The sequence below is a fragment of the Actinoplanes sp. NPDC049681 genome (genome assembly GCF_044465265.1).
Lineage (GTDB): Bacteria > Actinomycetota > Actinomycetes > Mycobacteriales > Micromonosporaceae > Actinoplanes.
This window is the reverse complement of sequence record NZ_JBITLP010000013.1, coordinates 19,998-42,786: the sequence shown is the minus strand read 5'-3', so window position 1 is coordinate 42,786 and position 22,789 is coordinate 19,998. Positions and strand designations below refer to the sequence as shown.

General features: G+C 69.3%; 21 protein-coding genes. 10 read left to right on the top strand and 11 right to left on the bottom strand.

Annotated elements, in window-relative coordinates:
* The first annotated feature begins 156 nt into the window (after positions 1-156).
* From ACIBO8_RS36450 to def, 3 genes are all read left to right on the top strand, one after another.
* The gene (locus tag ACIBO8_RS36450; RefSeq protein ID WP_396120086.1) at positions 157-1,260 is read left to right on the top strand and encodes a M48 family metallopeptidase; all 1,104 of its coding nucleotides are present in this window, start codon (positions 157-159) and stop codon (positions 1,258-1,260) included.
* A gap of 137 nt (positions 1,261-1,397) precedes the next feature.
* Positions 1,398-2,162 carry a sulfite exporter TauE/SafE family protein gene (locus ACIBO8_RS36445; RefSeq protein WP_396120085.1) on the top strand — a complete coding sequence of 255 codons (765 nt, stop codon included), beginning with the start codon at positions 1,398-1,400 and terminating at the stop codon, positions 2,160-2,162.
* Between the two features lie 10 nt (positions 2,163-2,172).
* Positions 2,173-2,709: a peptide deformylase gene (gene def, locus ACIBO8_RS36440; RefSeq protein ID WP_396120084.1), complete on the top strand. Its 537-nt coding sequence runs from the start codon at positions 2,173-2,175 to the stop codon at positions 2,707-2,709.
* A 305-nt stretch (positions 2,710-3,014) separates the two neighbouring features.
* Here the strand turns inward: def and ACIBO8_RS36435 are convergent, their stop codons facing one another.
* On the bottom strand, positions 3,015-4,169 hold the full coding sequence (locus tag ACIBO8_RS36435) for a cytochrome P450 (RefSeq protein WP_396120140.1): 1,155 nt from the start codon (positions 4,167-4,169) through the stop codon (positions 3,015-3,017).
* 465 nt (positions 4,170-4,634) lie between these two features.
* Here ACIBO8_RS36435 and ACIBO8_RS36430 point away from each other — a divergent pair, with 465 nt between their 5' ends.
* On the top strand, positions 4,635-5,054 hold the full coding sequence (locus ACIBO8_RS36430) for a helix-turn-helix domain-containing protein (protein ID WP_396120083.1): 420 nt from the start codon (positions 4,635-4,637) through the stop codon (positions 5,052-5,054).
* Here ACIBO8_RS36430 and ACIBO8_RS36425 read toward each other — a convergent pair.
* From ACIBO8_RS36425 to ACIBO8_RS36385, 9 genes are all read right to left on the bottom strand, one after another.
* Positions 5,048-6,664: an MAB_1171c family putative transporter gene (locus ACIBO8_RS36425; protein WP_396120082.1), complete on the bottom strand. Its 1,617-nt coding sequence runs from the start codon at positions 6,662-6,664 to the stop codon at positions 5,048-5,050. The two genes, ACIBO8_RS36430 and ACIBO8_RS36425, sit on opposite strands and share 7 nt — an antisense overlap.
* Positions 6,661-6,990 carry a hypothetical protein gene (locus tag ACIBO8_RS36420; RefSeq protein ID WP_396120081.1) on the bottom strand — a complete coding sequence of 110 codons (330 nt, stop codon included), beginning with the start codon at positions 6,988-6,990 and terminating at the stop codon, positions 6,661-6,663. The genes ACIBO8_RS36425 and ACIBO8_RS36420 overlap by 4 nt, the downstream gene beginning before the upstream one ends.
* Positions 6,991-7,378: 388 nt before the next feature.
* Positions 7,379-8,545, bottom strand: a complete 1,167-nt coding sequence (locus ACIBO8_RS36415) for a sensor histidine kinase (protein ID WP_396120080.1) — start codon at positions 8,543-8,545, stop codon at positions 7,379-7,381.
* Complete coding sequence (locus ACIBO8_RS36410) at positions 8,538-9,254, bottom strand: response regulator transcription factor (RefSeq protein ID WP_396120079.1); 717 nt, start codon at positions 9,252-9,254, stop codon at positions 8,538-8,540. The genes ACIBO8_RS36415 and ACIBO8_RS36410 overlap by 8 nt, the downstream gene beginning before the upstream one ends.
* Positions 9,247-9,726 (bottom strand): hypothetical protein, encoded by a 480-nt coding sequence (locus ACIBO8_RS36405; protein WP_396120078.1) that lies wholly within the window; start codon positions 9,724-9,726, stop codon positions 9,247-9,249. Before ACIBO8_RS36405 ends, ACIBO8_RS36410 begins: the two co-directional genes overlap by 8 nt.
* Positions 9,723-10,898, bottom strand: a complete 1,176-nt coding sequence (locus ACIBO8_RS36400; RefSeq protein ID WP_396120077.1) for a molybdopterin-dependent oxidoreductase — start codon at positions 10,896-10,898, stop codon at positions 9,723-9,725. The genes ACIBO8_RS36405 and ACIBO8_RS36400 overlap by 4 nt, the downstream gene beginning before the upstream one ends.
* Positions 10,871-11,506, bottom strand: coding sequence for a class I SAM-dependent methyltransferase (locus tag ACIBO8_RS36395; protein ID WP_396120076.1), 636 nt, complete (start codon positions 11,504-11,506; stop codon positions 10,871-10,873). The genes ACIBO8_RS36400 and ACIBO8_RS36395 overlap by 28 nt, the downstream gene beginning before the upstream one ends.
* An 11-nt stretch (positions 11,507-11,517) precedes the next feature.
* Complete coding sequence (locus ACIBO8_RS36390; protein WP_396120075.1) at positions 11,518-12,132, bottom strand: DUF2064 domain-containing protein; 615 nt, start codon at positions 12,130-12,132, stop codon at positions 11,518-11,520.
* The gene (locus tag ACIBO8_RS36385) at positions 12,129-12,797 is read right to left on the bottom strand and encodes a glycosyltransferase family 2 protein (RefSeq protein WP_396120138.1); all 669 of its coding nucleotides are present in this window, start codon (positions 12,795-12,797) and stop codon (positions 12,129-12,131) included. The genes ACIBO8_RS36390 and ACIBO8_RS36385 overlap by 4 nt, the downstream gene beginning before the upstream one ends.
* Before the next feature lie 123 nt (positions 12,798-12,920).
* Between ACIBO8_RS36385 and ACIBO8_RS36380 the strand changes: the two genes are divergently transcribed.
* Both ACIBO8_RS36380 and ACIBO8_RS36375 read left to right on the top strand, forming a co-directional pair.
* The gene (locus tag ACIBO8_RS36380) at positions 12,921-13,964 is read left to right on the top strand and encodes an NAD-dependent epimerase/dehydratase family protein (RefSeq protein WP_396120074.1); all 1,044 of its coding nucleotides are present in this window, start codon (positions 12,921-12,923) and stop codon (positions 13,962-13,964) included.
* Between the two features lie 302 nt (positions 13,965-14,266).
* Positions 14,267-15,547: a hypothetical protein gene (locus ACIBO8_RS36375; protein WP_396120137.1), complete on the top strand. Its 1,281-nt coding sequence runs from the start codon at positions 14,267-14,269 to the stop codon at positions 15,545-15,547.
* 77 nt (positions 15,548-15,624) lie between these two features.
* On the opposite strand, the gene ACIBO8_RS36370 is transcribed toward ACIBO8_RS36375, so the two are convergent.
* Entirely contained in the window at positions 15,625-16,368 is a 744-nt protein-coding gene (locus tag ACIBO8_RS36370; RefSeq protein WP_396120073.1) for an alanyl-tRNA editing protein, read from the bottom strand.
* Between the two features lie 85 nt (positions 16,369-16,453).
* On the opposite strand from ACIBO8_RS36370, the gene ACIBO8_RS36365 reads away from it, so the two are divergent.
* The 4 genes from ACIBO8_RS36365 to ACIBO8_RS36350 all read left to right on the top strand — a co-directional run bounded on the left by ACIBO8_RS36365 (position 16,454) and on the right by ACIBO8_RS36350 (position 22,760).
* Positions 16,454-17,074 carry an L-threonylcarbamoyladenylate synthase gene (locus ACIBO8_RS36365; protein WP_396120072.1) on the top strand — a complete coding sequence of 207 codons (621 nt, stop codon included), beginning with the start codon at positions 16,454-16,456 and terminating at the stop codon, positions 17,072-17,074.
* A 314-nt stretch (positions 17,075-17,388) separates the two neighbouring features.
* Complete coding sequence (ileS, locus tag ACIBO8_RS36360) at positions 17,389-20,490, top strand: isoleucine--tRNA ligase (RefSeq protein ID WP_396120136.1); 3,102 nt, start codon at positions 17,389-17,391, stop codon at positions 20,488-20,490.
* A 33-nt stretch (positions 20,491-20,523) separates the two neighbouring features.
* Positions 20,524-21,561 carry a hypothetical protein gene (locus tag ACIBO8_RS36355; RefSeq protein WP_396120071.1) on the top strand — a complete coding sequence of 346 codons (1,038 nt, stop codon included), beginning with the start codon at positions 20,524-20,526 and terminating at the stop codon, positions 21,559-21,561.
* 74 nt (positions 21,562-21,635) lie between these two features.
* On the top strand, positions 21,636-22,760 hold the full coding sequence (locus tag ACIBO8_RS36350; RefSeq protein WP_396120070.1) for a citrate synthase 2: 1,125 nt from the start codon (positions 21,636-21,638) through the stop codon (positions 22,758-22,760).
* Positions 22,761-22,789: the final 29 nt, after the last annotated feature.

Genomic DNA, 22,789 nt, shown 5'->3' with positions numbered 1-22,789 from the left:
TTCCCCTAGGGGTGAGCCCCCGCTGCCCCGATCGGCCGAAAGTCAGAGGCGTACGCGTGCAGTTCCGGCTCGGAGCCGATGCGCGAATCGGGCGAGCGGGCCAAGCTCTACTGCCGTAGAGCCTTCAGGCGAAGGCGTCGACCTGGAAGGACCACCATGACGATCGACGACGAGAATCGGCCCGCACGCCAGCGGGTCACGCTGACCGGCATCAGCTCCCGCGCCTGGGAGCACCCTGCCGACCGCGGCGCCCTGACCGCGCTGCGGGAGCTGCGCGGCTTCGACGATGTGGTGAAGGCGTTCTTCGGCATGTGGAACGAGCGGGGCTTTCGCCTCGCCTACCTGGCCGGATCCATCCGCGTCGACCACCGTCAGTACCCCCGCGTCTACGAGCGCTTCACCGAGGCCGCCGCAACGCTCGACGTGGCCGAGCTGCCCGAGCTGTACGTCACCCAGGCGCCGATGATCCACGGCGAGGCGATCGGCATGGACAAGCCGTTCATCGTCATCACCACCGCGGCCGTGGAAAAGCTCGACGACGACGAGCTGCGGGCGCTGCTCGGCCACGAGATCGGCCACGTCCGCAGCGGCCACGCCGTCTACAAGACGATCATGATGATCCTCACCCGCTGGGCGACCAACGTCAGCTGGATCCCGATCGGCGCCATCGCCCTGCGCGCCATCATCGCCGCCATGTACGAGTGGTGGCGCAAGGCCGAGCTCTCCGCCGACCGCGCAGGCCTCCTCGCCGGCCAGGACCCCGCCGCCTCGACCCGCCTGCTGATGAAGCTGGCCGGCGGCGGCGACCTGTCCCAGATCGACACCGCCGCCTTCCTCGAGCAGGCCGCCGAATACCAGGGCGGCGGCGACATCCGCGACAGCCTCCACAAGATCGGCATGACCGCCTGGAGCAGCCACCCGGTCCCGGTCGCCCGCGCCGCCGAACTCCGCCGCTGGATCGACTCCGGCGAGTACGCCCGCATCCTCACCGGCGAGTACGACCGCCGCGACTCCGACGGCAACGCCTCGGTCACCGCCGACGTCAAGGCCGCCGCGTCGCACTACCGCGAAACGTTCCAGAATTCGCAGGACCCGCTGGTGACGCTGGCACGCCGGGTGACGGGCGGCGCCGCGGACCTCGGCGACTGGGCCGGCACCCAGGCCGGCCGGGCCCGCAACTGGGCGAACACGGCGGCCGAAGCGGCCGGCCGGGCAGCCCGCCGAACGAGCCCGCCGCCCGACGACGCCCCCGCCACCTGACCGACCCGCCGGACGAGCTCGTGTCGTATCGCCCCACGGTCCGATGACTTGACCGCCGCTCGTCGCCCCGGCCCCCGTTCGAGGCGACGGGCGGCGGTCATTCCCTTGCCCGGCCGGGCTCGGAGGACACTCGACCCGTGCTGGATCTTGTCCTCGGCCTTGCGGCCGGCCTGGTCATCGCGCTGCTGACGACCCCCGCCGGGGTGTCCGGGGCGGTGTTCCTGCTGCCCGTGCAGCTGAGCCTCCTGGCCGTACCCAATCCGGCGGTGACCCCGACGAACCTGCTCTTCAACGTCGTGTCGGGACCGGGAGCCCTGCTCCGGTACGGCCGCCGCGGCGCGCTCACGGGCCCGTTGACCCGGCTGATGCTCCGCGGCACCCTGCCCGGAGTGATCGTCGGCGCGCTGCTCCGCGTCTACGCCGTGCCGGGCCCGCGCGCCTTCCGGATCATCGTTGCGGTGTTCCTGCTACCGCTGGGGGCGTGGCTCTGTGTCCGTACCGTCAGAACCGGGGTGCCGATCCGCGCCGAGCCGAGCCCGCGCAGCGTGACCCTGCTGTCCCTGGCCGTCGGCGTGGTGGGCGGGATCTACGGCATCGGCGGCGGCTCCCTCCTCGGCCCGATCCTGGTCGGCCGTGGCATGCCGGTCGCGGTCGTCGGACCGGCCGCCCTCGCGTCGACCTTCGTGACGTCGATCGTGGGCGCCGGCACGTTCGCCCTGCTCGCGCTGGGTGCCGAAGGCGCCGTCGCACCGCACTGGCAGGTCGGCCTGTCGTGCGGCGCCGGCGGACTGATCGGCGGCTACCTGGGCGCCCGGCTGCAACCCCACCTGCCGGAGACGGGACTACGGCTGCTCCTCGGCGCGCTCGCCACGAGCATCGGCCTTCTGTACCTGGCTTCGTAGTATTGGCGGCGTGCAAACCCGTGCCGGAACCCCACGACCGATCACGCGCTACGGCAACCCCGTGCTCCACCGTCGCTGCGCCGACGTCACCGTCTTCGACGACGACCTCCAGCAGCTGATCGCCGACATGTTCGCCAGCATGGCGGCCGCGGAGGGCGTCGGCCTGGCGGCGAACCAGATCGGCGTCGACGCCCGCGTCTTCGTGGTCGACTGCCCGGACGAGACCGGCACCAACGTCGTGGCCCACGTGGTGAACCCGATCCTGGACCTGCCCCACGACCGGGGGCTCGACGTCGACAGCGAAGGCTGCCTCTCGGTTCCGGGCGTCCGCGCCGACGTGGGCCGCCCGGCCACGGCGTCGGTGACGGGGGTCGACATGCACGGCAACCCGGTCCGGATCGACGGTACGGGTCTGCTGGCCCGCTGCCTGCAACACGAGACCGACCACCTGGACGGCATCCTGTACGTCGACCGGCTGCCGACCAAGAAGCGGAAGAAGATGCTCACCGAGAGCGCGGAAGCCCCAGGCGTCGGCGTCGCCGAGTAGCGACCCGCCCACCGTCGTCCTTCCGCTGCCGGCGTGGCGCTTCGGTGGGCTTTCCGCACCGGATCGCCTCGGCCGACCGGCTGGCCCGGGATGACGCAGGGGCCGACCCCGGCACCGGATCCGCCGAGCCGTCCTGTGCCGACCGGCGGATGAGTATGCCGTTTCGGCCGGTCACGCATGATCGCCGGTACGGATGGACAACAACCGCAACGGTCGATACTCTTTCCCTCGACGCCGTTGCGAGTTCTTCCCCCGTGGAATTCGCAGCGGCGCTCCTATTTCTCCTTCCGCGGCGTTGCCCGTCATCAACCCACGCTGATCGGCAGCCTCGTGTAGCCGCGGATGGCCAGGCTGTCCCTGCGCTCCGGCGCCGCCGCGAAATCGAGCTTCGGAAAGCGGTCGACCAACGCCGGAAGCGCGATCTGCGCCTCCAGCCGCGCGAGCGGCGCACCCAGGCAGTAGTGGATGCCGCCGCCGAACGACAGGGGCGCGTTGTCGGCGCGGGTCAGATCCAGCCGGTCCGGTTCCGCGAAGCGTTCCGGGTCACGGTTGCCGGCACCCAGGTACGCCACGAAGCGCTCGCCTCCCGACACCGGTACGCCCGCCACCTCGATGTCGTCCCACGCCACCCGGCTGATGAGTTGCACCGGGGTGTCGTACCGAAGAAGCTCTTCGACCGCACTCGGCGCGAGGCCCGGATCGGTGCGCAGCAGGGCTAGCTGCTCGGGGTTGCGCAGCAGCGCGACCACGCTGTTGGCCAGCAGGTTCGTCGTCGTCTCGAAGCCGGCCGCGAAGAGCAGCGCGGCCATCGTGAGCAGCTCGTCCTCGGTGAGCTTGTCGCCGTCGTCCTCGGCCGCGACGAGCGCGCTGATCATGTCGTCGGCGGGCTTCCTGCGCCGCTCGGCGGTGAGCCCGGCCAGATACTCCCGAATCGTCGCCGCCGCGGGGTCGGCCGTCTTGAGTACGTCGGAGGTGACCACCTCCAGGACCCGGGTCCAGTCCCGGACGAGCTCCTGGAACTGCGCCCGGTCCGGCTCCGGAACCCCCAGCAGCTCACCGATGACGTTGACCGGCAGCGGGAAGGCGAACGCCTCGACGAAGTCCACGTCGCCGGTCATGCGATCGAGCAGTTCACCGACCATTTCGGCGATCCGCGGCTGCAGCGCCTGCACCCGCCGGGCCGTGAACGACGAACTGACCAGGCGGCGCAGGCGCGTGTGGTCGGGAGGATTGATGACCAGAATGCTCGTGAACAGCTGCCGCAGCGCGGGATGGTCCTGCCACCCCGGACTCACGAAATCGATCATGTGCGGCGGCATGTGACCGAGCCGCGAATCACGGGTGACCGCCACACAATCGGCATGCCGGGTCACCACGAGCGCGCCGTCGTCGGCCCGCACGATCGGTGAGATCTCCCGCAGCCGGTGATAACGCGGGTACGGATCGTCGCGCCCGGTCATCCGCGTCAACTCGTCGAGCAGCGTCGATACCTCTGGACTCTCCACGATGGCCGTCATGCTGCCGAGCGTACCGGCGGGTTGAGTGACTGTCGTCCATGGTTTACGCTCGGCTTTAGTGTCATCAACGTGAGTTTACGGTCGTCAGTGGGGCCCAGCATCGGGGGATGTGCAGCCATTGGTTGCTCATGGGCATCAATGTGGCGGCCGGTTTCGTCGGTACGATCCCTTCGTCCCAGCGGTTCTTTCGTCCGAGCGGCTTTTCGACCGAGCAGCTCCTTCGACTGAGCGGTTCCCTCGTCGGAGCGGTGCTGTTGTCCGAGCCCCCTTCCTTCGACGGAAACGCCCCGGCAGCTCCTTCCGGATACCGCAGGGGTTCGTGCCAGCAACCTGCACGCGTGCGGACGGCCGACGTCCCCGTGCAGGCCGAGGATGAGCCGCCGGATCCGGCGAGGAGGGGGACGGCACATGCCGCGCGAGTTCTCCATCGCCGCGAAACTGGACCGGCTCTTCACCCAGGTCCGCGCCGCCGGCCAAGGCGAGATCAGCTACATGGCCGTCGCGGAGGCGATCCGTGCCGAGCAGGGCATCCAGATATCCCACACGTACATCTGGCAGCTTCGCACCGGCCGCCGCGACAACCCGACGGTCCAGCACCTGACGGGCCTGGCCGGATACTTCGGAGTCCCGGTCGCCTACTTCCTGGACGACGACGAGGCCCGCAAGATCGACGGCCAGCTGCAGCTCCTGCGAACGCTGAAGGACGCGCAGGTCACCGAGATCGCCCTGCGGGCGGCGGATGTGTCGCCGAGCAGCCGCGACACGATCGGGGAGCTGGTGCGGAAGGTGTGGGAGCTGGAACGCGACCGCGCGAAGGACGATCACTGATCGGCGTGCTGGTCGGGTGGTGAGCTGGCGTCGCGGCGTGTGGCGTGACGGGCGAAGCGGCGCGGTTCCCTGCGCCGGAAGGCGGCGCTTACGGCGCTGAGCCAGGCGACCTCGTCGGTCAATGCTCGTTCGTCGGCCGGGGCTCGTTTGTCGGTCGGGGTTCGTTCGTGGGTCGGGGTTCGTTCGTGGGTCGGGGTTCGTTCGTGGGTCGGGGTTCGTTCGTGGGTCGGGGCTTCTTTGTCGGTGAGGGTTCGTTCGTGGGTTGAGGCTCGTCTGTCGGCCGGGATTCGCAGGTGGGTTGAGGTTCGTTCGTCGGCCGGGATTCGATCGTGGGTAGGGGCTCGTTCGTGGGCCGGGGCTCGTTTGTCGGTGGGGGCTCGTTCGTGGGTTGAGGTTCGTCTGTCGGCCGGGACTCGTTCGTGGGCCGGGGTTCCTGCGTCGGTCGAGGATCGCTTGTCCGTCGAGGTTCGCTTGTTGGGCGGCTGAAAGCCGCGGCCGGCGGATCTGCTCGTGTCGGACCACCGGCCGCTCGTCGGGGCGGGGATGCCGGCCCGATGGCGTTCCAGCGCCAGGGCGATGCCGCATGCCTCGACAAGCGCCACATCGGCGGCGGAGCTTGCACCGTTGCTGGACGAGAGCGGCCGTGATGTTGTGGCGGGGGTGCTGAGGAACGTGCGGGCGTTGTCCAGTGCATCGGCGGGCAGGTAGTCGCGGAGCGCCAGCATGCCGTCGCGGATCTCGATCACCCGGCGGTAGAGCCGCAGGTTCACGTCGTCGACGGCGGCCAGTTCCACCAGGGCGCGGCGCCGGGAGAACAGGATGATCTCGGGGAACGTGCGGCGCATCGCACGCCATAGGGGACGGAGAGCCCACAGCGCGCGATACGCCCGCAGGACCGAGCGGATCTTGCCGGTCGCGGGGACCGCGGCGCCGACCACGGCCAGAATCGTGCCTGCTGCGCGGAGTCCGTTGGCGGCGGGCTCGATCGACTCGACACCGATGGTGACACCGCAGGCGTGCAGAACGATCAGAGTAGTCTTGAGCGCCGCGTACGTCGCCATGATCAGTGTGCCGACGGTGATGGCTCGCAGCCCGTTGCGGAGAAGTCCGGCGGGCGCGGAACGGCTGACCCGCCAGAACAACACGCTCGCGATGGCGAGGACCGCACCCAGGTAGCCGTTCAACGTCACCCAGTACGCCGCGGCTGAGGCGGCTGTGGGCGTACCCATGAGCTCTATGCCCTTGGTCTTGATACCTCCCGGCGTGATCACGATCAGCGTCAGCAGGATGAGCCAGACGCCGACGGCGAGCAGCACCTGGTAGCGCGCAGCCCGTGGCCGGGCCGAGTAGTAGGCGGTGACGAGCGAGATGAAGCGCAGCAGGAAGAAGGCGGTTGCCACGCCGATCAGGTGAGGGATGACCTGCGGCTGGCTGACCACGTCTCGGAGCAGGGCGTTTACTGCCGGCGTCGCGGTGGTCTTGGCCACGGCGAGGGTGCAGAGCGTCGCCCAGATGGCCCGTTGCTGGGCATCGCGCCACAGTGTCGGAAAGCGGACCAGCACCGTGCCCCACAGCAGTGTCAACAGGACGCCGGTCAGTACGCCGTTCAAGGTCTGAACTTCAGAACATCGGCCACTCGCCCCAGCGTGCCGTCGGGCAGTTCGGCGGAGGTCCGGTGCCGCGCGCCCCGCGCGCGGATCAGGGAGGCGAGCATCTCCGCCTCCCGCTCCTGGGCGGTCGTGTAACTGACGCGACCCAAGATCGTGTGAACCGTACGCGGATCGAGGTCCGGTACGAGCCGAGCGACCGCAGCATTGCCCCCGTCCAGCCCGGTCGTGTGGCCGCTCAGCATGTGCGCGAGTTCGTGAAGGACGATGTGTTCCGCGTGCAGCCGTGAGGTGTCCGGATCGAAGAAGACGTAGTCGGCGGCGGGCACCGAGATCCACAGTCCACAAGGGGCGCCCGAGGCGAGACCGGACAGTGGATAGAGGGTGAGCGGGCGACCTCGGTGAGTGGCCACTGTGGCGCAGAATGCATCGAGATCGAAGGGCTGGGGGATGGGCACCCCGTCGAGGTGTCGTTCGCAGCGCCTGCGGAGCCGACTCACCCGATCCCCCCGGTTTCGGTCCATCGGCCCGCAAGGCTACCCGCAATTTCACGCTCCGGACACAATTCCTGCTGCAGGGTGATGGGAGGGGTGCCGTCGCCGTTGGTGCTTCGTTAGGCGATGCCTGCCGGGTACGAAGGCTCGTCGTGCCGGGGCCTGGACGCGGTGCGCGTCCCCCGGCCGTCTCGGAGGCTTGCCTGGGTGGCTTGGGGGCGGCTCAGGTGGCTGCGGCCGGCCGGCGTGGAGAGTCCGAGTGCCCGTGAGGTGGTGCAGTGCCGCGTCCTCCGGCGCGGTGAGAGGCGAAGCGCTTCGGACCGCCTGGGCCCGAAGCGGCCGGCCGCGACGAATCCTGCCTGGTTGTTGGCGGAGGTGACATGGGCAGGCGCACCTCGAATCGGCATCCCACCGTGGTGTTGTCCACGTGCACCCGCCCGCCGTGAGCTTCGACCAGACCCCGGACGATGGCGAGGCCGAGCCCACCGCCGAAGGTGTCCTCCTGCGGCTGTGGAGTCCGAGCGCTCTCCCCTCGGAATGCCACTTCGAAGACGCGGGGCAGGTCTGCTTCGGGTATGCCGCCACAGGTGTCGGAGACCGTCAGCCACACCTCGCCCTGTTCGGTGCCGGCGTCGATCTGCACGGAACCATGGGGTGGCGTGTATCGCACGCTGTTGACGAGGAGGTTGGCGATCACCCGGGTGAGCTCCGGCTCGCCGGCTGTGATCACGGGCCAGTCCCCGTCGCGGGCGATCATGCGTACGCCGCGGCGCTCCGCCAGGGGAGCGGTGGTGGCGATGGCGTCCGACACGACGTCCGCGAGAGGCACGCTGGCGAAGGCGAGCTGCAGGGTCCCTGCGTTGATGCGGGACAACTCGAACAGGTCGTCGACGAGGTGGCTCATGCGTTCGGTCTCGACGCGGATGCGGCGGTGATAGTCCGCGACGGTCGCCGGATCACTGACGACCCTGTCCTCCAGTGCCTCGGCCATCGCCCGCAGGCCGGCGAGTGGCGTGCGGAGGTCGTGGGAGACCCAGGCGACCAACTCCCGACGGCTGGCCTCCACCTGTCGCTCTCGCTCGCGGGCTTGGACCGACCATACGGAGGCGGCCGCTAGACGGCGCCCGAACGTGGTCCCCACCGCGAGACTCACCGTCGCCGACGCCAGCACGGTGATGAGCACGACCTGCAGATCATGCGCGGACAGGAACATGGCGCGCGCGACCGCCGCGACACCGGCGACGACGGAGGCGACCGTGATCGTCAGCATGACGGAGATGTGCATGATGATCGATCGATGGCGGAGGAGTCGTAGGGACACCTCACCGAGCACCCCGACCACGGTGCCCGCGGCCAGCGCGTACACCCCGATCAGCATCAGGTCACGCATGGTCGGTGCCCATTCGCTCGAATCGGTAACCTGCGCCGTACGAGGTGATGATCCGCTTCGGCGAGTCGGTCGCCGGCTGGATCTTCGAGCGCAGCCGGGCCATGGCGGTGGTGACCGTGCCGGGCTCGCCTACTGACCAGCCCCAGACCCTTTCGAGGAGCTGCTGGTGAGTCCAGGTCCGGCCGGCGTGGTTCATCAGGAAGACGAGCAGGTCGAACTCGCCCTTCGTCAGCTTGACCGGCGCGCCGGCCATCGTGACGGACCTGCGGGAGATGTCGACGACCAGGTCGCCGTCGGCGAGCACGGACTGGTGTTTGTCCGCATGGCCGGTGCGACGGAGGATCGAGCGGATCCGGAGGGTCAATTCTCGTGGGGAGAACGGCTTGGTGACGTAATCGTCCGCCCCGACCTCGAGCCCGAGCACGCGATCGGGTTCCTCGCCGAGTGCCGTCAGCATGACCACCGGGAGATCGGGGGCAGTCCGGCGCAGGCGGCGGCACACCTCGATCCCGTCGATCCCCGGCATCATCAGGTCGAGGACGACGAGGTCCGGCATATCGGCGGAAGCGGCTCTCAGGGCAGCCTCGCCGTCGTGGACGAGCCGGACCCGGCAGCCGTCCTGTTCCAGGTAGCGCCGGACCACATCGCTGACGGTCGGATCGTCGTCGACGACGAGTACGTCATGGGTCACGACAACGACGCTACCCATCGGAAGGGCTCCGAGGGGTCGTCCGCATTCTTACGATCTTCTGACGATCGCCTTGGCCAGACGGCTTCCGGCGTCCAGCGCAGAGCCGACGAACGGCCTGGAGTGCGAGAACGGTGGCCCAAATCGCCGCCAGAATGAGCGCGAGTCCGTTTCCGTACGCCAACGGCAGCGCCGACGGATTGTCCGGACTTCGGCCGTAGCCGAGCACGAACGGCAGAGCGACCACCGTGACGACGAAGCTCACGATCATTGCGGCCCGGATCAATGGGGGTGATCGAGTCAGCAGGGCGCCGACTCCGATGACCAGCGGCATCAAGACCCCGTCATGCAGGACCAGCACAGCGCCGAGAAACAGCAGTACGCCACCCAGCTTGAGACCCGGATCGGTGACTGCTCCGATGACCGCAAACGCCATGAAGAACCCGCCGACCCCCATCAACAAGCCCCGGGCGCCACCAATGCTCCTTCTCATGACTCCTCGCCCGTATTGCGAATAGTGATCCGTTCGACCCACTTCGTTTGAAGCACGCCAGGTCGATTCGGAGCGATGAGCCGTGCGGGATAACCGTGGTCCAGGTGCAGGATCGCGCCGTTGAGCTTGAGCGCTATCAATGTCAATCCATCCCTCAGGTGCGAGGCCGGCACGGTGGACGCCCGGTAGCGACCCTTGCGCTCGAGTGACTCGACCTCCGCAGCTGCGCCATCCGGATCTCCACCGACGAGCGCGGCCAGATCCCGGAGACGTACGCCGCTCCAGACGCCGGTGGCGCTCCAGCCTTCGACGCAGGCGATCGGCAAGATCACGGTGTGTTGGCTCATGGCCGCAAGGTCGGCGACGGAGAGGCTGATCTCGCGTTTCGGCCCGACCACCACCAGCCGATATGAAGGATCGAGAGCTTGTGTCCGAACGTCTGCCCCCACAGCGGTCTTGTTGACCGGAAGGCCCTGCGGTCCAGTGGTGGGGCGCCGGGGAGCAAGCAGGGATATGCGAGCCAACGGGCTGATGGTTTGTCCCACCGTGGCCACGGTGATGACGCCCGCTGCGGCTGCAACCGTGGTGAGGAGTCCACGGCGGCTGAGTCCACCTTTGTGATCCTCAACGTTCAAGCGGGTGAGGGAATCGCGCGCGATCCGTAGCTTCACGCCGATGTGGGTGAGCAGTGCACCGATCGTCAACCACGCCACCCAGTAATGACCGGTTGTGAAGAAGTAAGGCAGTGCGCCATACCAACGGGAGATGTTCAGAACGCCGCCGACGACCTGGAACAGGGCGCCCGCCACCAGCACTGCGATGCTCGCTCGTTCGACGGCGTGACGAATGGACCGCAACGGGGGCCGCTCGAAGAGCCGCGGGTAGACCGACCACAGCTTCGCGCCGAGCAATGGCACGCACGCGAGTCCCGTCGCGACATGAAGTCCCTGAGTGAAGCGGTAGAGCCCGACGGGACGCGAGGGCCAGGAGAACCACGCGGGCGGGTGTTGAATGAGGTGGCTGATCAGACCGGTGGCGAAGCAGGTCACGAACGCGATGCCGAGAGCAATGCCGAGTTGACTCGTCAGACGCGTGGACCGGAGTTGCGAGGGGAAAGCCTCGGGCCGCGCCAGGTCGGGAAGCCTCAGTTCTTTGCCAAGGACACGAACCATCGCCCCGCCTCCTGCCACGTGTCCACCGGATGCAGGGCCGCCGGGCCGGAAAAGGTCGCCAGGTCGTCCGCCGCTACTTCAGCCCAGCGGAAGGACGCGGCGGGGCGATCGCTGGGACCGCGTACGGTTGCCCGTCCCGCCCAGCTTCGTACGCCCGGAGGGGAAAGCTCGACGTGCACCCGACCTGTCGTGCTGACCAGGTCGTGGCATCGCCGGAGGAGGGCGCAGGGATCACCCCCGATACCCACGTTCCCGTCGGCGAGCAGAACGTCCGTCCACCTCCCGTGGCCGGGTACGGGTTGGAAAACGTCGCGGCGCAGCACGACCGCCCCGCGCATGCGAGCTATGCGCACCGCCGTACTGCTGATGTCCACCCCGAGGGCGGGACGTCCGAGTTGATGAAGGGCGACGGTCAAGCGGCCGGGACCGCAGCCGACGTCGAGTGTCGGGCCGGAACAGCGGCCGAGCAGTCCCGCGTCGCCCGGCAGATGGTCGGTGTACCAGTCGGCCGCGTCGATCATCCGTTCCGCGCCGAACGCGTCTCGAAGGATCAGCTCGGCACCGCGGTGCTCCTCGGCTGCCCGTAACGCGTCGTCATAGTGGCTCATGACCTCGGCGCTCATTCCGTCATCGCCTCCACGGTGCTTCTGAAGCGGCCGCCGGTGGAGCACATCTGAGCGACGGCCCGAGCGTCCGGAGCCGTGTCGACGTCGCGGAGCACCGGAAGGAGGGTCACGCGGAGTCCGCGATCCCGAAGCGCGGTCAAGGTCTGCGCCCCGGTCTCGGGGGTGGATGTCGCAATGGAACGCAGCACTGAGGCGTCCCCCGCCCTGCGAAGCCCGAGCGCCCACCAACCGCCGTCCTCGGCGAGGCCGAGCGTGGCGTCTGCGTCGGTGAAATCCGCCGCACGGGCCAACAGCTTCGCGGTCAGCTGGGGTGTGTCCATGCCGACCAGTACGGTGGGTGGCCCGGCGGTGTCTGCGAACGCATTGGCCAGGCGATCCTTCAGCCACCTGCCTCGTTGAGCCAACCTGGTCCAACCGGCAGGGGCTGGGTGGTCCCCGTCGACCACAAGGGTTCGCCGGGTCGCGGGGGCACTCGACACCGCGACGATCGTGTCCGAGAGGGCGGCGGCAGCCACGTCAGCGGCCTGCTCATAGGTCCATGGAGGGCACAGTCGAGTCTTGACGCGGCCGGGGACAGGCGTCTTGGCGAGAACGAGGAGCTGAGTCATCGGGTCAGCACCGCCTGCATGTCACGGATGGCCCGAACCGTGCCTCGGACAGTCCCCGTGACCTTGGATTTCGTGCCCACGGCTCGCGAAAGGTAAGGCACGTCGAGCTCGGTGACTCGCCATCCCGCCCGGCCGGCGGCCACCAGCAGCTCCAGCGGATAGCCGAATCGGCGGTCACGCAGGCCGAGGCTTAGCAGGGCGGCTCGCCGGGCCGCCCGGATGGGACCGATGTCGTGCACGGAGAGGCCGGTCGTCCGGCGCACTCTGCGGGCAAGTATCGCGTTTCCAGCCCGCGCATGCATGGGCCACGAGTTACGGCTGGTGGGTCGACGTCGGCCCACGACCAGGTCGGCGATGCCCTCTCGAACCGGGTCTGCGAAACGGGTCAGCTCGCGGGGGTCGAAGGAGCCGTCGGCGTCCATCACGCACACCACGTCATCGGCCGGATCGGCGGCGATGAGCCCGGCGTGAACCGCGGCGCCGTAACCAGGCTGTGGAACGGACACCACCCGAGCGCCGTACGCACGAGCGATGTCGGCCGACCCGTCGGTGGAGCCGTTGTCAGCCACGATCGCGCGGAAGCCGACCGGCAGCCGCGTCAATAACCACGGCAGGGCGGGAGCCTCGTTCAAACAGGGCAACACGACATCGGTCATGTAGGGCAAGCTATCGCCGATCGAGCCGGGATAACCCTTACAAAGTGCTGACGAATCTGCACTTCTTACGAAGCTCTGACGCTTCGACCAAACACCTTTCCGCCGGTCATCGGTCGACATACGGTCGGCATCGTGACCCAGGTACTCGTAACCGGCGGTGCCGGCTTCATCGGAACCCACGTGACAACCGCCCTGGTGGCGACCGGCTATTGCGTGTCCGTCGTGGACAGCGCGCACCCGGCTGCGCATCGTGACCCGATTCCCCAGAATGTCGCGAACGCTCCGGTTACGATCGTGGATTTGCGCGACCGGGAGGCCGTGGCCCGTGCGTTACGGGGGGTGGAAGTGGTCGTGCATCAGGCGGCGATGGTCGGGATGGGCCTAAATCTCGACGATCTTCCTGACTATGTCAGCAATAACGATCTGGGCACCGCGGTGCTTCTGGCCGAGATGGCTCGGGCCGGCATCGGTCGCCTTGTGCTGGCCAGCTCCATGGTTGTCTATGGAGAAGGTGCGTACGAATGTCTTGCGCACGGTAATCAACGACCGGCTCCGCGTCGTCCGTCCGACCTTGTTGCCGGCAACTTCGAGCCCACGTGTGTGCTTTGTGGTGAGGACCTCACGTCGTCGCTCGTTCCGGAAGATGCGCCGCTTGAACCACGCAGCGTCTATGCCGCTACCAAGGTTGCTCAAGAGCACCTTGCAGCGGCTTGGGCCCGTCAGACAGGCGGGTCTGTGGTCGCGCTTCGGTACCACAACGTGTACGGGCCAGGGATGCCGCGAGATACGCCGTACAGCGGCGTGGCGGCAATCTTCCGGTCAGCACTGGAAAGAGGGCAGGCGCCGCACGTCTTCGAAGACGGTCGGCAAAGACGGGACTTCGTTCATGTGGCCGATGTGGCCAGGGCGAACGTCGCGGCTGTCGAGGCGGAGGTCGAGGGATTGGTCGCCTACAACATCGCCTCGGGTCGGCCTGCAACGGTCGGCGACATGGCGACGGCCCTGTCTGACGTGATGGGTGGGTCCCGACCGGTCGTGACGGGCGAATTCCGGTTGGGGGATGTGCGGCATGTCGTTGCCTCGCCGCAGAAGGCAGCCCGAGAGCTGGGGTTTCGTGCTCAGATTGACATAACGACAGGCATGGCCGACTTCGCGCGCGCCGCTCTACGGCGATGAGCATCAAGCCGGGGCCGGGGCCGGGGCCGGGGCCGGGGCCGGGGCCGGGGCCGGGGCAGGGGCAGGGGCAGGGGCAGGGGCCAGGGCCCGGGCAGGGGCAGGGACCAGGACCGAGACCCGGGCTAAGTAAGAGATCAGGGCTTAAGCCACGGCGGGGATCGCGGTTGCAGGTCGTGCTTGAGTCGCGCCCAGAACTGCAGCCGGTTTCCCAGCGACGGCCCGAGCCGGAGCTACAGCCGCAACCGCAGCTCGAGCGACAGCTTCAGCAGCAAGCTGGCTGGCGAGTCCCCCGCGTAGACGCGATTGCGGGTGCTTCCGCCCTGTTGCTGGTCGCCCTGGCCGCTGTGGTCGGCGGGCTGCTCTACCTCCACGGTCGGCCCGTGCAGGCGAGTGCCGCGCCGTTCTACGCGCATTGGCTTCCACACATCGGGCCGGGAACGCCGATCGCCATTGCCGTCGCTGCGGCGGTGATGTGGAAAGGTCCCGAGCTCGCCGCACGGATGTCGTGGCGTTCCCTACTGCTTGCCGGCTATCTCTCGGCTGTTGTTTGGACGGTGAGCCTCGCGCTCGTGGACGGTTGGAAAACCGGTCTCGCCACGCGGCTCACCACGACTCCTGAGTACCTGCACGAGGTGCCTGGGGTCATCGACGTGCGTGCGGCAGTCCGGGGTTTCGCGGGGCGGATCCTCGACTTCCAACCGGACTCATGGACGACTCATGTAGCCGGTCATCCACCGGGAGCCTTGCTGACATTTGTCTGGCTGGACCGGATCGGGCTCGGCGGCGGGGGATGGGCCGCGATCGTGTGCGTCCTGGTCGGTGCTCTTGCAGCAGTCGCGGTTCCCGAGACGTTGCGCCTGATCGGAAACGTCGATGTCGCGCGCGTGGTGGTTCCCTTCGCGGTCCTCTTTCCCGGTGCTGTCTGGATCGGTGCTTCTGCGGACGGCTTGTTCGCTGGTGCTGCGGCTGTCGGAATCATGCTGCTCGCGAGGGGGCAGCGGAGATGGGCTGTCGTCGGAGGCGGACTGCTTGCCTTCGCGGTCTACCTCTCGTACGGTCTGGTGCTGCTTGCCCCCATCGTGGTCCTCGTCCTCGTCCGACGACGGGCTTGGTCGTCCATGGGCGTCGCCGTGCTCGGCGGGGCGGTCGTCGTGGCCGCGTTCACTGCTTCGGGTTTCTGGTGGCTTGACGGGTACCACCTGGTAGTGGAGCGGTACTACCAGGGGCTGGCCAGTGTGCGGCCGTACGGATATTGGGTCTGGGCGAATGTCGCCGCGCTTGTAGGTAGCGGCGGCCCAGTGCTGGCGGTCGTTCTCCGCCGTGCCTTCGCGCAGGCGATTGCCGCGCGCTCGCGTCACCTGCCCAAGGCGACATGGCTTCTACCCCTGGCGGCCGCCGCGGCGATTCTGCTGGCCGACATCTCGGGGCTCAGCAAGGCGGAAACCGAACGGATCTGGCTCCCCTTCGCGGTGTGGTTCACCGCCGGCGCAGCCTTGCTGCCCGCGCAGAGCCGACGCAGCTGGCTCGCCGTCCAGGCGGCGACAGCCCTGCTCATCAACCACCTACTTCTGACGAGCTGGTAGCGATGGCAGCACAGAGCAGGCCGCGAAGCGACGCTCGCCCGGCGTGGGCGACGACGTCGACTCTTACGGGCGGGCGTTCAGACCAGCCGGATCCGTACGCGCCGGTTCTGGCGACCCTTGCTCTCGACCTTGACCACCTGCACCCGCCCGACCTGGGCCGTGGATGCGACGTGCGTACCGCCGTCGGCCTGGACGTCCAGGCCGACGATGTCCACCACCCGGATCTCCGGGTTGTCCAGCGGGGGCAGCGCGTCCTGGGTGCGGACCAGGTCCGGGATGCGAAGGGCCTCCTCGCGCGGCAGCACCCGCGCGACGATCTTGCGGTCGGCGGTGATCTCGGCGTTCACGGCGTCCTCGAGGGCCTGCTTGAAGCCCGGCGGCACCTCCGGCAGGTTGAAGTCCATGCGGGCCTCGCCCGGCTGCATGTTGCCGCCGGTGACGAGGGCGCCGAAGTCGCGGAATACGGTGCCGCAGAGAATGTGCAAGCCGGAGTGGGTCCGCATGAGGGTGCTGCGGCGGTCGTCGTCGATCGCGCCGCGCACGCTGGTGCCTGCCGGGGGTATCGGGTCGCCGGGGGCCGGGATCAGGTACAGGTCGTCGCCCTTGCGGGTGTCGACGATGCGGGTCTGGACGCCGGACCAGATGAGGACGCCGTGGTCCGGGGGCTGGCCGCCACCGCCCGGATAGAACGCGGACCGGTCGAGGACCACGCCGGCGTCCGGGTCGGCGGGGTCGGACCAGACCACGGTGCAGTCCCATTCGCGGATCGTCGGGTCGACCCAGTCGAGGCGGTGGGTGTGCCCGTGGTGCTCGAAAGCCATGGGCGCAGAGTAGCGCTGACGCCGGCCCCGGGCCGTACGCCTGTCGTTGATCGACGACTGCGTTGCGGGGACCTAGGCTTTCCGGATGGCCAAGTACTTCGACGTGCACCCGGACAACCCGCAGCCCCGGGCCATCGCGCAGATCGGGCGGATTCTGCGCGACGACGGGCTCATCGCGTACCCGACCGATTCCTGTTACGCGCTCGGATGCCGGATCGGCAACGCCTCCGGGATCGACCGGATCCGGGACATCCGGCATTTGGGCAGCGGTCACCACTTCACGCTGGTGTGCCGGGATTTCGCTCAGCTCGGTCAGTTCGTGCAGATCAACAATGCTGTTTTCCGTACGGTCAAAGCCGCCACCCCGGGCAGTTACACCTTCATCCTGCCGGCGACCCGGGAGGTGCCGCGCCGGTTGTTGCACCCGAAGAAGAAGACCGTCGGGGTGCGGATTCCCGAGAACACCGTGACGCAGGCGATCCTCGCGGAGCTCGGCGAGCCGCTGCTGTCCAGCACCCTGCTGCTGCCCGACGAGGAAGAGCCGCTCACCCAGGGCTGGGAGATCAAGGAGCGGCTCGATCACGTGGTCGACGCGGTCATCGACTCGGGGGAGTGCGGCACCGTGCCGACCACCGTGATCGACCTGTCCGAGGGAACTCCGGAGATCCTTCGGGTCGGTGCCGGGGATCCGGCTCGGTTTGCCTGAAAACCGCTCGGGTACGGGCACCCGGCCGCGTTAGCATTCGATTCCGCGAGGCGTTGACGAGGACGAGTAACGCCGGAAGCAGCCTGAGAGCGACCGGGGACGGTGGGAGCCCGGAGGTGTGCCCGGCGCGAAGATCACCTCCGAGCCGGACGACCAGAAACGGAGTGGATCACGCATCGCCGTGGTCAAGGAGGGTGGTACCGCGGGGCCCGTGCCTCGTCCCTCCGCCGGTGAGCCCGACGAGCGGGTGCGAGCCCGAGGAATCGGGTGCGCGCCCGACGAGCCGGGCGCGAGCCCGACGGAGGAGCGTGACGATGTACCGGTCCGTACCCGCGCAGGTCGACCTGGGCGAGCTCGACCACGAGGTCCTGCACTTCTGGCATGCCAACAGCGTCTTCGCGCGCAGCCTCGAGCAGAGTGCCGGGCGACCCGAGTGGATCTTCTATGAGGGTCCGCCGACCGCGAACGGCATGCCCGGCACCCACCACATCGAGAGCCGGGTCTTCAAGGACGTGTTTCCCCGGTACAAGACGATGAAGGGCTTCCACGTCGCCCGCCGGGCCGGGTGGGACTGCCACGGGCTGCCGGTCGAGCTCGCCGTGGAGAAGGAGCTCGGCTTCACCGGCAAGCAGGACATCGAGGCGTACGGGATCGCCGAGTTCAACGCGAAGTGCCGGGAGTCCGTCACCCGGCACACCGACGCGTTCGCCGCGTTGACCGAGCGCATGGGCTACTGGGTCGACATGGACGACGCGTACAGGACCATGGATCCCGCGTACATCGAGTCGGTGTGGTGGTCGTTGCAGCGGATCTTCGAGAAGGGTCTGCTGGTGGAGGACTTCCGGGTGGCGCCGTGGTGCCCGCGGGACCAGACCGCGTTGTCCGATCATGAGTTGGCGCAGGGCTACGAGACCGACGTCGACCCCTCGGTCTTCGTGCGCTTCCCGATCACCGGCGGACCTCTGGCCGGCACAGCGTCGCTGCTGGTGTGGACTACTACGCCGTGGACGCTGGTCTCCAATACCGCGGTCGCCGTCCATCCGGAGGTGACCTACGTGGTGGCCACCGACGGTGCCGAGCGGCTGGTGGTGGCCGAGCCTCTGCTGGAGCGGGTGCTCGAGGGCTGGTCGCGCACCGGGGAGAGCTGGAGCGGCAAGGAGCTGGAGCGGTGGGCGTACCGGCGTCCTTTCGATCTGGTCGACGTGCCGGATGCGCACATCGTCGTGCTTGCCGAGTACGTCACGACCGACAGCGGCACGGGGTTGGTGCATCAGGCGCCCGCGTTCGGGGCGGACGACCTTGCGACGTGCCGGGCGTACGGTCTGCCGATGGTCAATCCGGTGCGCCCGGACGGTACCTTCGCGCCGGAGGTTCCGCTGGTCGGCGGGATGTTCTTCAAGAACGCCGACGCGCCGCTGGTCGCCGATCTGCGAGACCGGGGGCTGCTGTTCCGCGAAGAACGGTACGAGCACAGCTACCCCCACTGCTGGCGGTGCCACACTCCGCTCATCTACTACGCACAGCCGTCCTGGTACGTCCGCACCACCGCCATCCGCGACCGGCTGCTGCGCGAGAACGAGCGCACCCACTGGCAGCCCGAGACGATCAAGTACGGCCGCTTCGGCGACTGGCTCACCAACAACGTGGACTGGGCGCTGTCGCGGTCCCGGTACTGGGGGACGCCACTGCCCATCTGGCGCTGTCCCGACGGCCACCTGAGCTGCGTGGGGTCGCTGGCCGAGCTGAGCGCCAAGGCCGGGCGTGACCTCACGGACCTGGATCCGCATCGGCCGTTCATCGACGAGGTCACGTTCGCGTGCGAGTGCGGCGCCACTGCCACGCGCGTGCCGGACGTCATCGACGCCTGGTACGACTCCGGGGCGATGCCGTTCGCTCAGGTCGGGTACCCGTACCGGACCGGGGAGCTCAGTTATCCGGCGCAGTTCATCGCGGAGGGTATCGACCAGACGCGGGGGTGGTTCTACACGCTCATGGCCGTGGGCACGCTGGTCTTCGACCGGTCCGCGTACGAGAACGTCGTCTGTCTCGGGCTCATCCTGGCCGAGGACGGCCGCAAGATGTCGAAGCACCTGGGCAACATCGTGGAACCCATGCCGCTGATGGAACGGCACGGTGCGGACGCGGTGCGCTGGTTCATGGCCGCGGTCGGCTCGCCGTGGTCGTCGCGACGCATCGGGGACACCGCCCTGCAGGAGGTGGTCCGGAAAACGCTGCTGACGTACTGGAACACGGCCGCCTTCCAGGCACTGTACGGGCGTACCGCGGGCTGGTCCCCGTCGGCGGCGGACCCGGCGCCGGCCGACCGCCCGGTGCTCGACCGCTGGGTGTTGTCCGAACTGCACACCCTGGTGACCGCGGTGGATCGGGCGATGGCCGCGTTCGACACGCACGAGGCCGGGAAGCTGCTCGCGGGTTTCGTCGACGACCTCTCCAACTGGTACGTGCGCCGCAGCCGCCGCCGGTTCTGGCGTGGCGACCCGGCCGCGCTCGCCACCCTGCACGAGGCGCTGGCGACAGTGACGTTGCTGCTCGCGCCGATCACGCCGTTCATCACCGAGCGGGTGTGGCAGGACCTGGTGGTGCCGGTGACGCCGACCGCCGTGCCGTCGGTGCACCTGGCCGCGTACCCGGTCGCCGACGAGGCCCTGGTGGACGGGGAGCTGGCCGGGGAGATGGCGCTGGCCCGGCGGCTCGTCGAGCTGGGCCGTGCGGCCCGCGCGGACTCGGGCATGAAGACGCGGCAGCCGCTGGCCCGGGCGCTCGCCTCGGCGCAGGGTTTCGCCGGGCTCGGCTCCGAGCTGCTGGCGGAGGTCGCGGCGGAGCTCAACGTCGGCGTGGTGCTCGGCGTGGGCGCGGCCGGGGAGTCTCTCGTGGACACCACCGCCAAGGCCAACTTCCGCCCGCTGGGCAAGAGGTTCGGCAAGGCGGTGCAGGACGTGGCCCGGGCGATCGCGGCGGCGGACGCGGCTGCGTTGAAGCGCGAGCTGGCTACGGGTACGGCGACGGTCACCGTCGACGGCGCACCGGTCGAGCTGGCGCCCGACGAGGTCGTGATCACCGAGACGCCGCGCCAGGGCTGGGCGGTTGCCGCCGAGGCAGGCGTGACGGTGGCGCTCGACCTTTCGCTGACGCCCGAGCTGCGCCGGGCCGGCCTCGCCCGGGACGCGATCCGGCTGATCCAGGAGGCGCGCAAGGCGAGCCGCCTGGAGGTCTCCGACCGGATCGCGCTGCGGTGGACGGCCACCGACGACGACACCGCGGCCGCGCTGGAGGAGCACCGCGATCTGGTTGCCGACGAGGTGCTCGCCACGGAGTACGCGGCCGGCGCGCCGTCCTGGGGTGTGCCGGTCAGCGACCCGGGGACCGGCCTCACCTTCTGGCTGCGGAAGGCCTGAGGGGTGCGGACGGCAGCGGCGGTTCTGGCTGCCGTGCTCGCGCTCGCAGGCTGCACGACGTCCGGGCCGCGATGGGAGGAGATCACCCTCCCGGCCACGCAGCCGGTCGTCCTGCGCGACGCCGTGCACTGCGCCGACCACTGGTACATCGTCGGCGCGCTCGGATCGTCGGGCGCGCCTCAGCCGTCCGGAGAGCTCCAGCCGTCGGGCGCGCCTCAGCCGTCCGGAGAGCTCCAGCCGTCCGGCGCGGATCCGAGCCCGGCCGCGTGGGAGAGCTCCGACGGCCGGGCCTGGCGCAGCATGCGGATCGTGCCGCAGCCCGGCAGCTACTACGGTCCCCGCAACGTGCTCTACTCGGTCGCCTGCGCCGGGGGCCGGATCGCCGCGTTGGGCGCGCAGAGCGGCGGCGCCCACGGTAATCCGCGCACCAGCAGTTGGATTCAGCGCAAAGACGGCGCCCTGGCCGAGGTCTCCGCTCCCTTCGAGCTGTACGGCGGTGACGAGGCCGTGGACGCCGGCCGGATCACGGGCGGGCCGACGGGTTTCCTCATCGTGGGCAATCGTACGAGCGGCCCCGCCGCCTGGGTCTCCGCCGACGGCGCCCGATTCACCCGGCACGAGATCGGGGAGAAGGGCTCGCTGGCTCGCGACGGTGTGGTCCTGGCCGACCGGTACCTGCTGGTCGGCGGACCGGCCGCGGGATGGGAGTCCACCGACGGCATCCGGTGGACCGAAGCGCGCCTGGACGGTGTCGAGGCTCAGCGCGTCACCGTCCTCGGGGGCGACGTCATAGCGGCCGGGCAGCGCGGCGAGAGGTTCGGTGCCTGGCGGTGGCGGTCCGGGTCGTGGACCGATCTCGGCGATTTCGGTACGGCCACCCCGGCCGGCCTTCGCTCGCTGACGGTCTGGGACGGGCACCTGGTGGCGGCCGCCGACCGGGTGTGGTCGACGCGGGACGGCCGCGCCTGGCACGAGGTCCCGACGCCGGCGCCGCCGGTCGCGGTGGCCGGTGCCGGGACGGACCTGCTGCTTCTCGGCGGCGGGCGCGCCTGGCTGGCTCACACGGTGTGACATTTTCCCCACGAACGAACGGCCTGACCAGCCGTAAGATTCGAGCTTCACCGATGCGTTCACCGGGAGTCACCATGCTGACCGTTCCCCCTGGCCTCGCCGGCGTAGTCGCCTTCGACACCGAGATCGCGGAACCCGACCGCGACGGCGGGTCCCTGCGCTACCGCGGCATCGACATCGAAAAGCTCGTCGGCAAGGTGTCCTTCGCCGACGTCTGGGGGCTGCTCGTCGACGGGGACTTCGGTTCCCCGCTGCGCCCCGAGGAGCCCTATCCGCTGGCCCTGCGTTCGGGCGATATCCGGGCCGACGCCCAGGCGGCCATCGCGACCGCGGCCCCGGCCTGGAACGCCCGCCCGCTGATCGACATCGACGACGCGCAGGCCCGCGTCGACCTGGCCCGGACCTCGGCCACGCTGCTCTCGCTCGTGGCCCAGGGCGCGCGCGGCACGGAGCTCCCCGCCGTGCCCGAGCGGCGGGTCGACGAGGCCTCCAGCATCGTCGAGCGATTCATGATCCGCTGGCGTGGCGAGCCCGATCCGAAGCACGTCAGCGCGATCGACCGCTACTGGATCTCCGCCGCCGAGCACGGCATGAATGCCTCCACCTTCACCGCGCGGGTCGTCGCGAGCACCGGCGCCGACGTGCCGGCGGCCATGTCCGCGGCGGTCGGCGCGATGTCCGGCCCGCTGCACGGCGGCGCGCCCTCGCGGGCCCTGCACATGGTGGAGGCGGTCGAGCGGTCCGGGGACGCCCGCGGCTACGTGAAGCAGGTGCTCGACAGCGGCCAGCGGCTCATGGGCTTCGGCCACGCGATCTACCGCGCGGAGGACCCGCGCGCCCGGCTGCTGCGTGCCACCGCCAAGGAGCTGGGTGCGCCCCGCTACGAGGTGGCGAAGGCGCTGGAGGACGCGGCCCTCACCGAGCTGCGCGAGCGCAAGCCCGACCGGGTGCTCGAGACCAACGTCGAGTTCTGGGCGGCCATCATCCTCGACTTCGCCGAGGTGCCCGCGCCCATGTTCACCTCGATGTTCACCTGCGCCCGGACGGCGGGCTGGGCCAGCCACATCCTCGAGCAGAAGCGCCTGGGCAAGATCATCCGGCCCTCCGCGGACTACGTCGGCGTGGCCGACCGCGACCCCTCGGAGATCGCCGGCTGGGAGGACGCGCTGAAGCGCAACGCGGGCCGGACCTACGTCTGACCGTTCACGGTGCTCGGTGGCAGCGTGAC

Coding starts and splice junctions, on each gene's coding strand:
- ACIBO8_RS36450 (WP_396120086.1), top strand. CDS start 157: ATGACGATCGACGACGAGAATCGGCCCGCACGCCAGCGGGTCACGCTG.
- ACIBO8_RS36435 (WP_396120140.1), bottom strand. CDS start 4,169: ATGACCGGGCGCGACGATCCGTACCCGCGTTATCACCGGCTGCGGGAG.
- ACIBO8_RS36430 (WP_396120083.1), top strand. CDS start 4,635: ATGCCGCGCGAGTTCTCCATCGCCGCGAAACTGGACCGGCTCTTCACC.
- ACIBO8_RS36415 (WP_396120080.1), bottom strand. CDS start 8,545: ATGCGTGACCTGATGCTGATCGGGGTGTACGCGCTGGCCGCGGGCACC.
- ACIBO8_RS36410 (WP_396120079.1), bottom strand. CDS start 9,254: ATGGGTAGCGTCGTTGTCGTGACCCATGACGTACTCGTCGTCGACGAC.
- ACIBO8_RS36405 (WP_396120078.1), bottom strand. CDS start 9,726: ATGAGAAGGAGCATTGGTGGCGCCCGGGGCTTGTTGATGGGGGTCGGC.
- ACIBO8_RS36400 (WP_396120077.1), bottom strand. CDS start 10,898: ATGGTTCGTGTCCTTGGCAAAGAACTGAGGCTTCCCGACCTGGCGCGG.
- ACIBO8_RS36395 (WP_396120076.1), bottom strand. CDS start 11,506: ATGAGCCACTATGACGACGCGTTACGGGCAGCCGAGGAGCACCGCGGT.
- ACIBO8_RS36390 (WP_396120075.1), bottom strand. CDS start 12,132: ATGACTCAGCTCCTCGTTCTCGCCAAGACGCCTGTCCCCGGCCGCGTC.
- ACIBO8_RS36370 (WP_396120073.1), bottom strand. CDS start 16,368: ATGGCTTTCGAGCACCACGGGCACACCCACCGCCTCGACTGGGTCGAC.
- ACIBO8_RS36365 (WP_396120072.1), top strand. CDS start 16,454: ATGGCCAAGTACTTCGACGTGCACCCGGACAACCCGCAGCCCCGGGCC.
- ileS (WP_396120136.1), top strand. CDS start 17,389: ATGTACCGGTCCGTACCCGCGCAGGTCGACCTGGGCGAGCTCGACCAC.
- ACIBO8_RS36350 (WP_396120070.1), top strand. CDS start 21,636: ATGCTGACCGTTCCCCCTGGCCTCGCCGGCGTAGTCGCCTTCGACACC.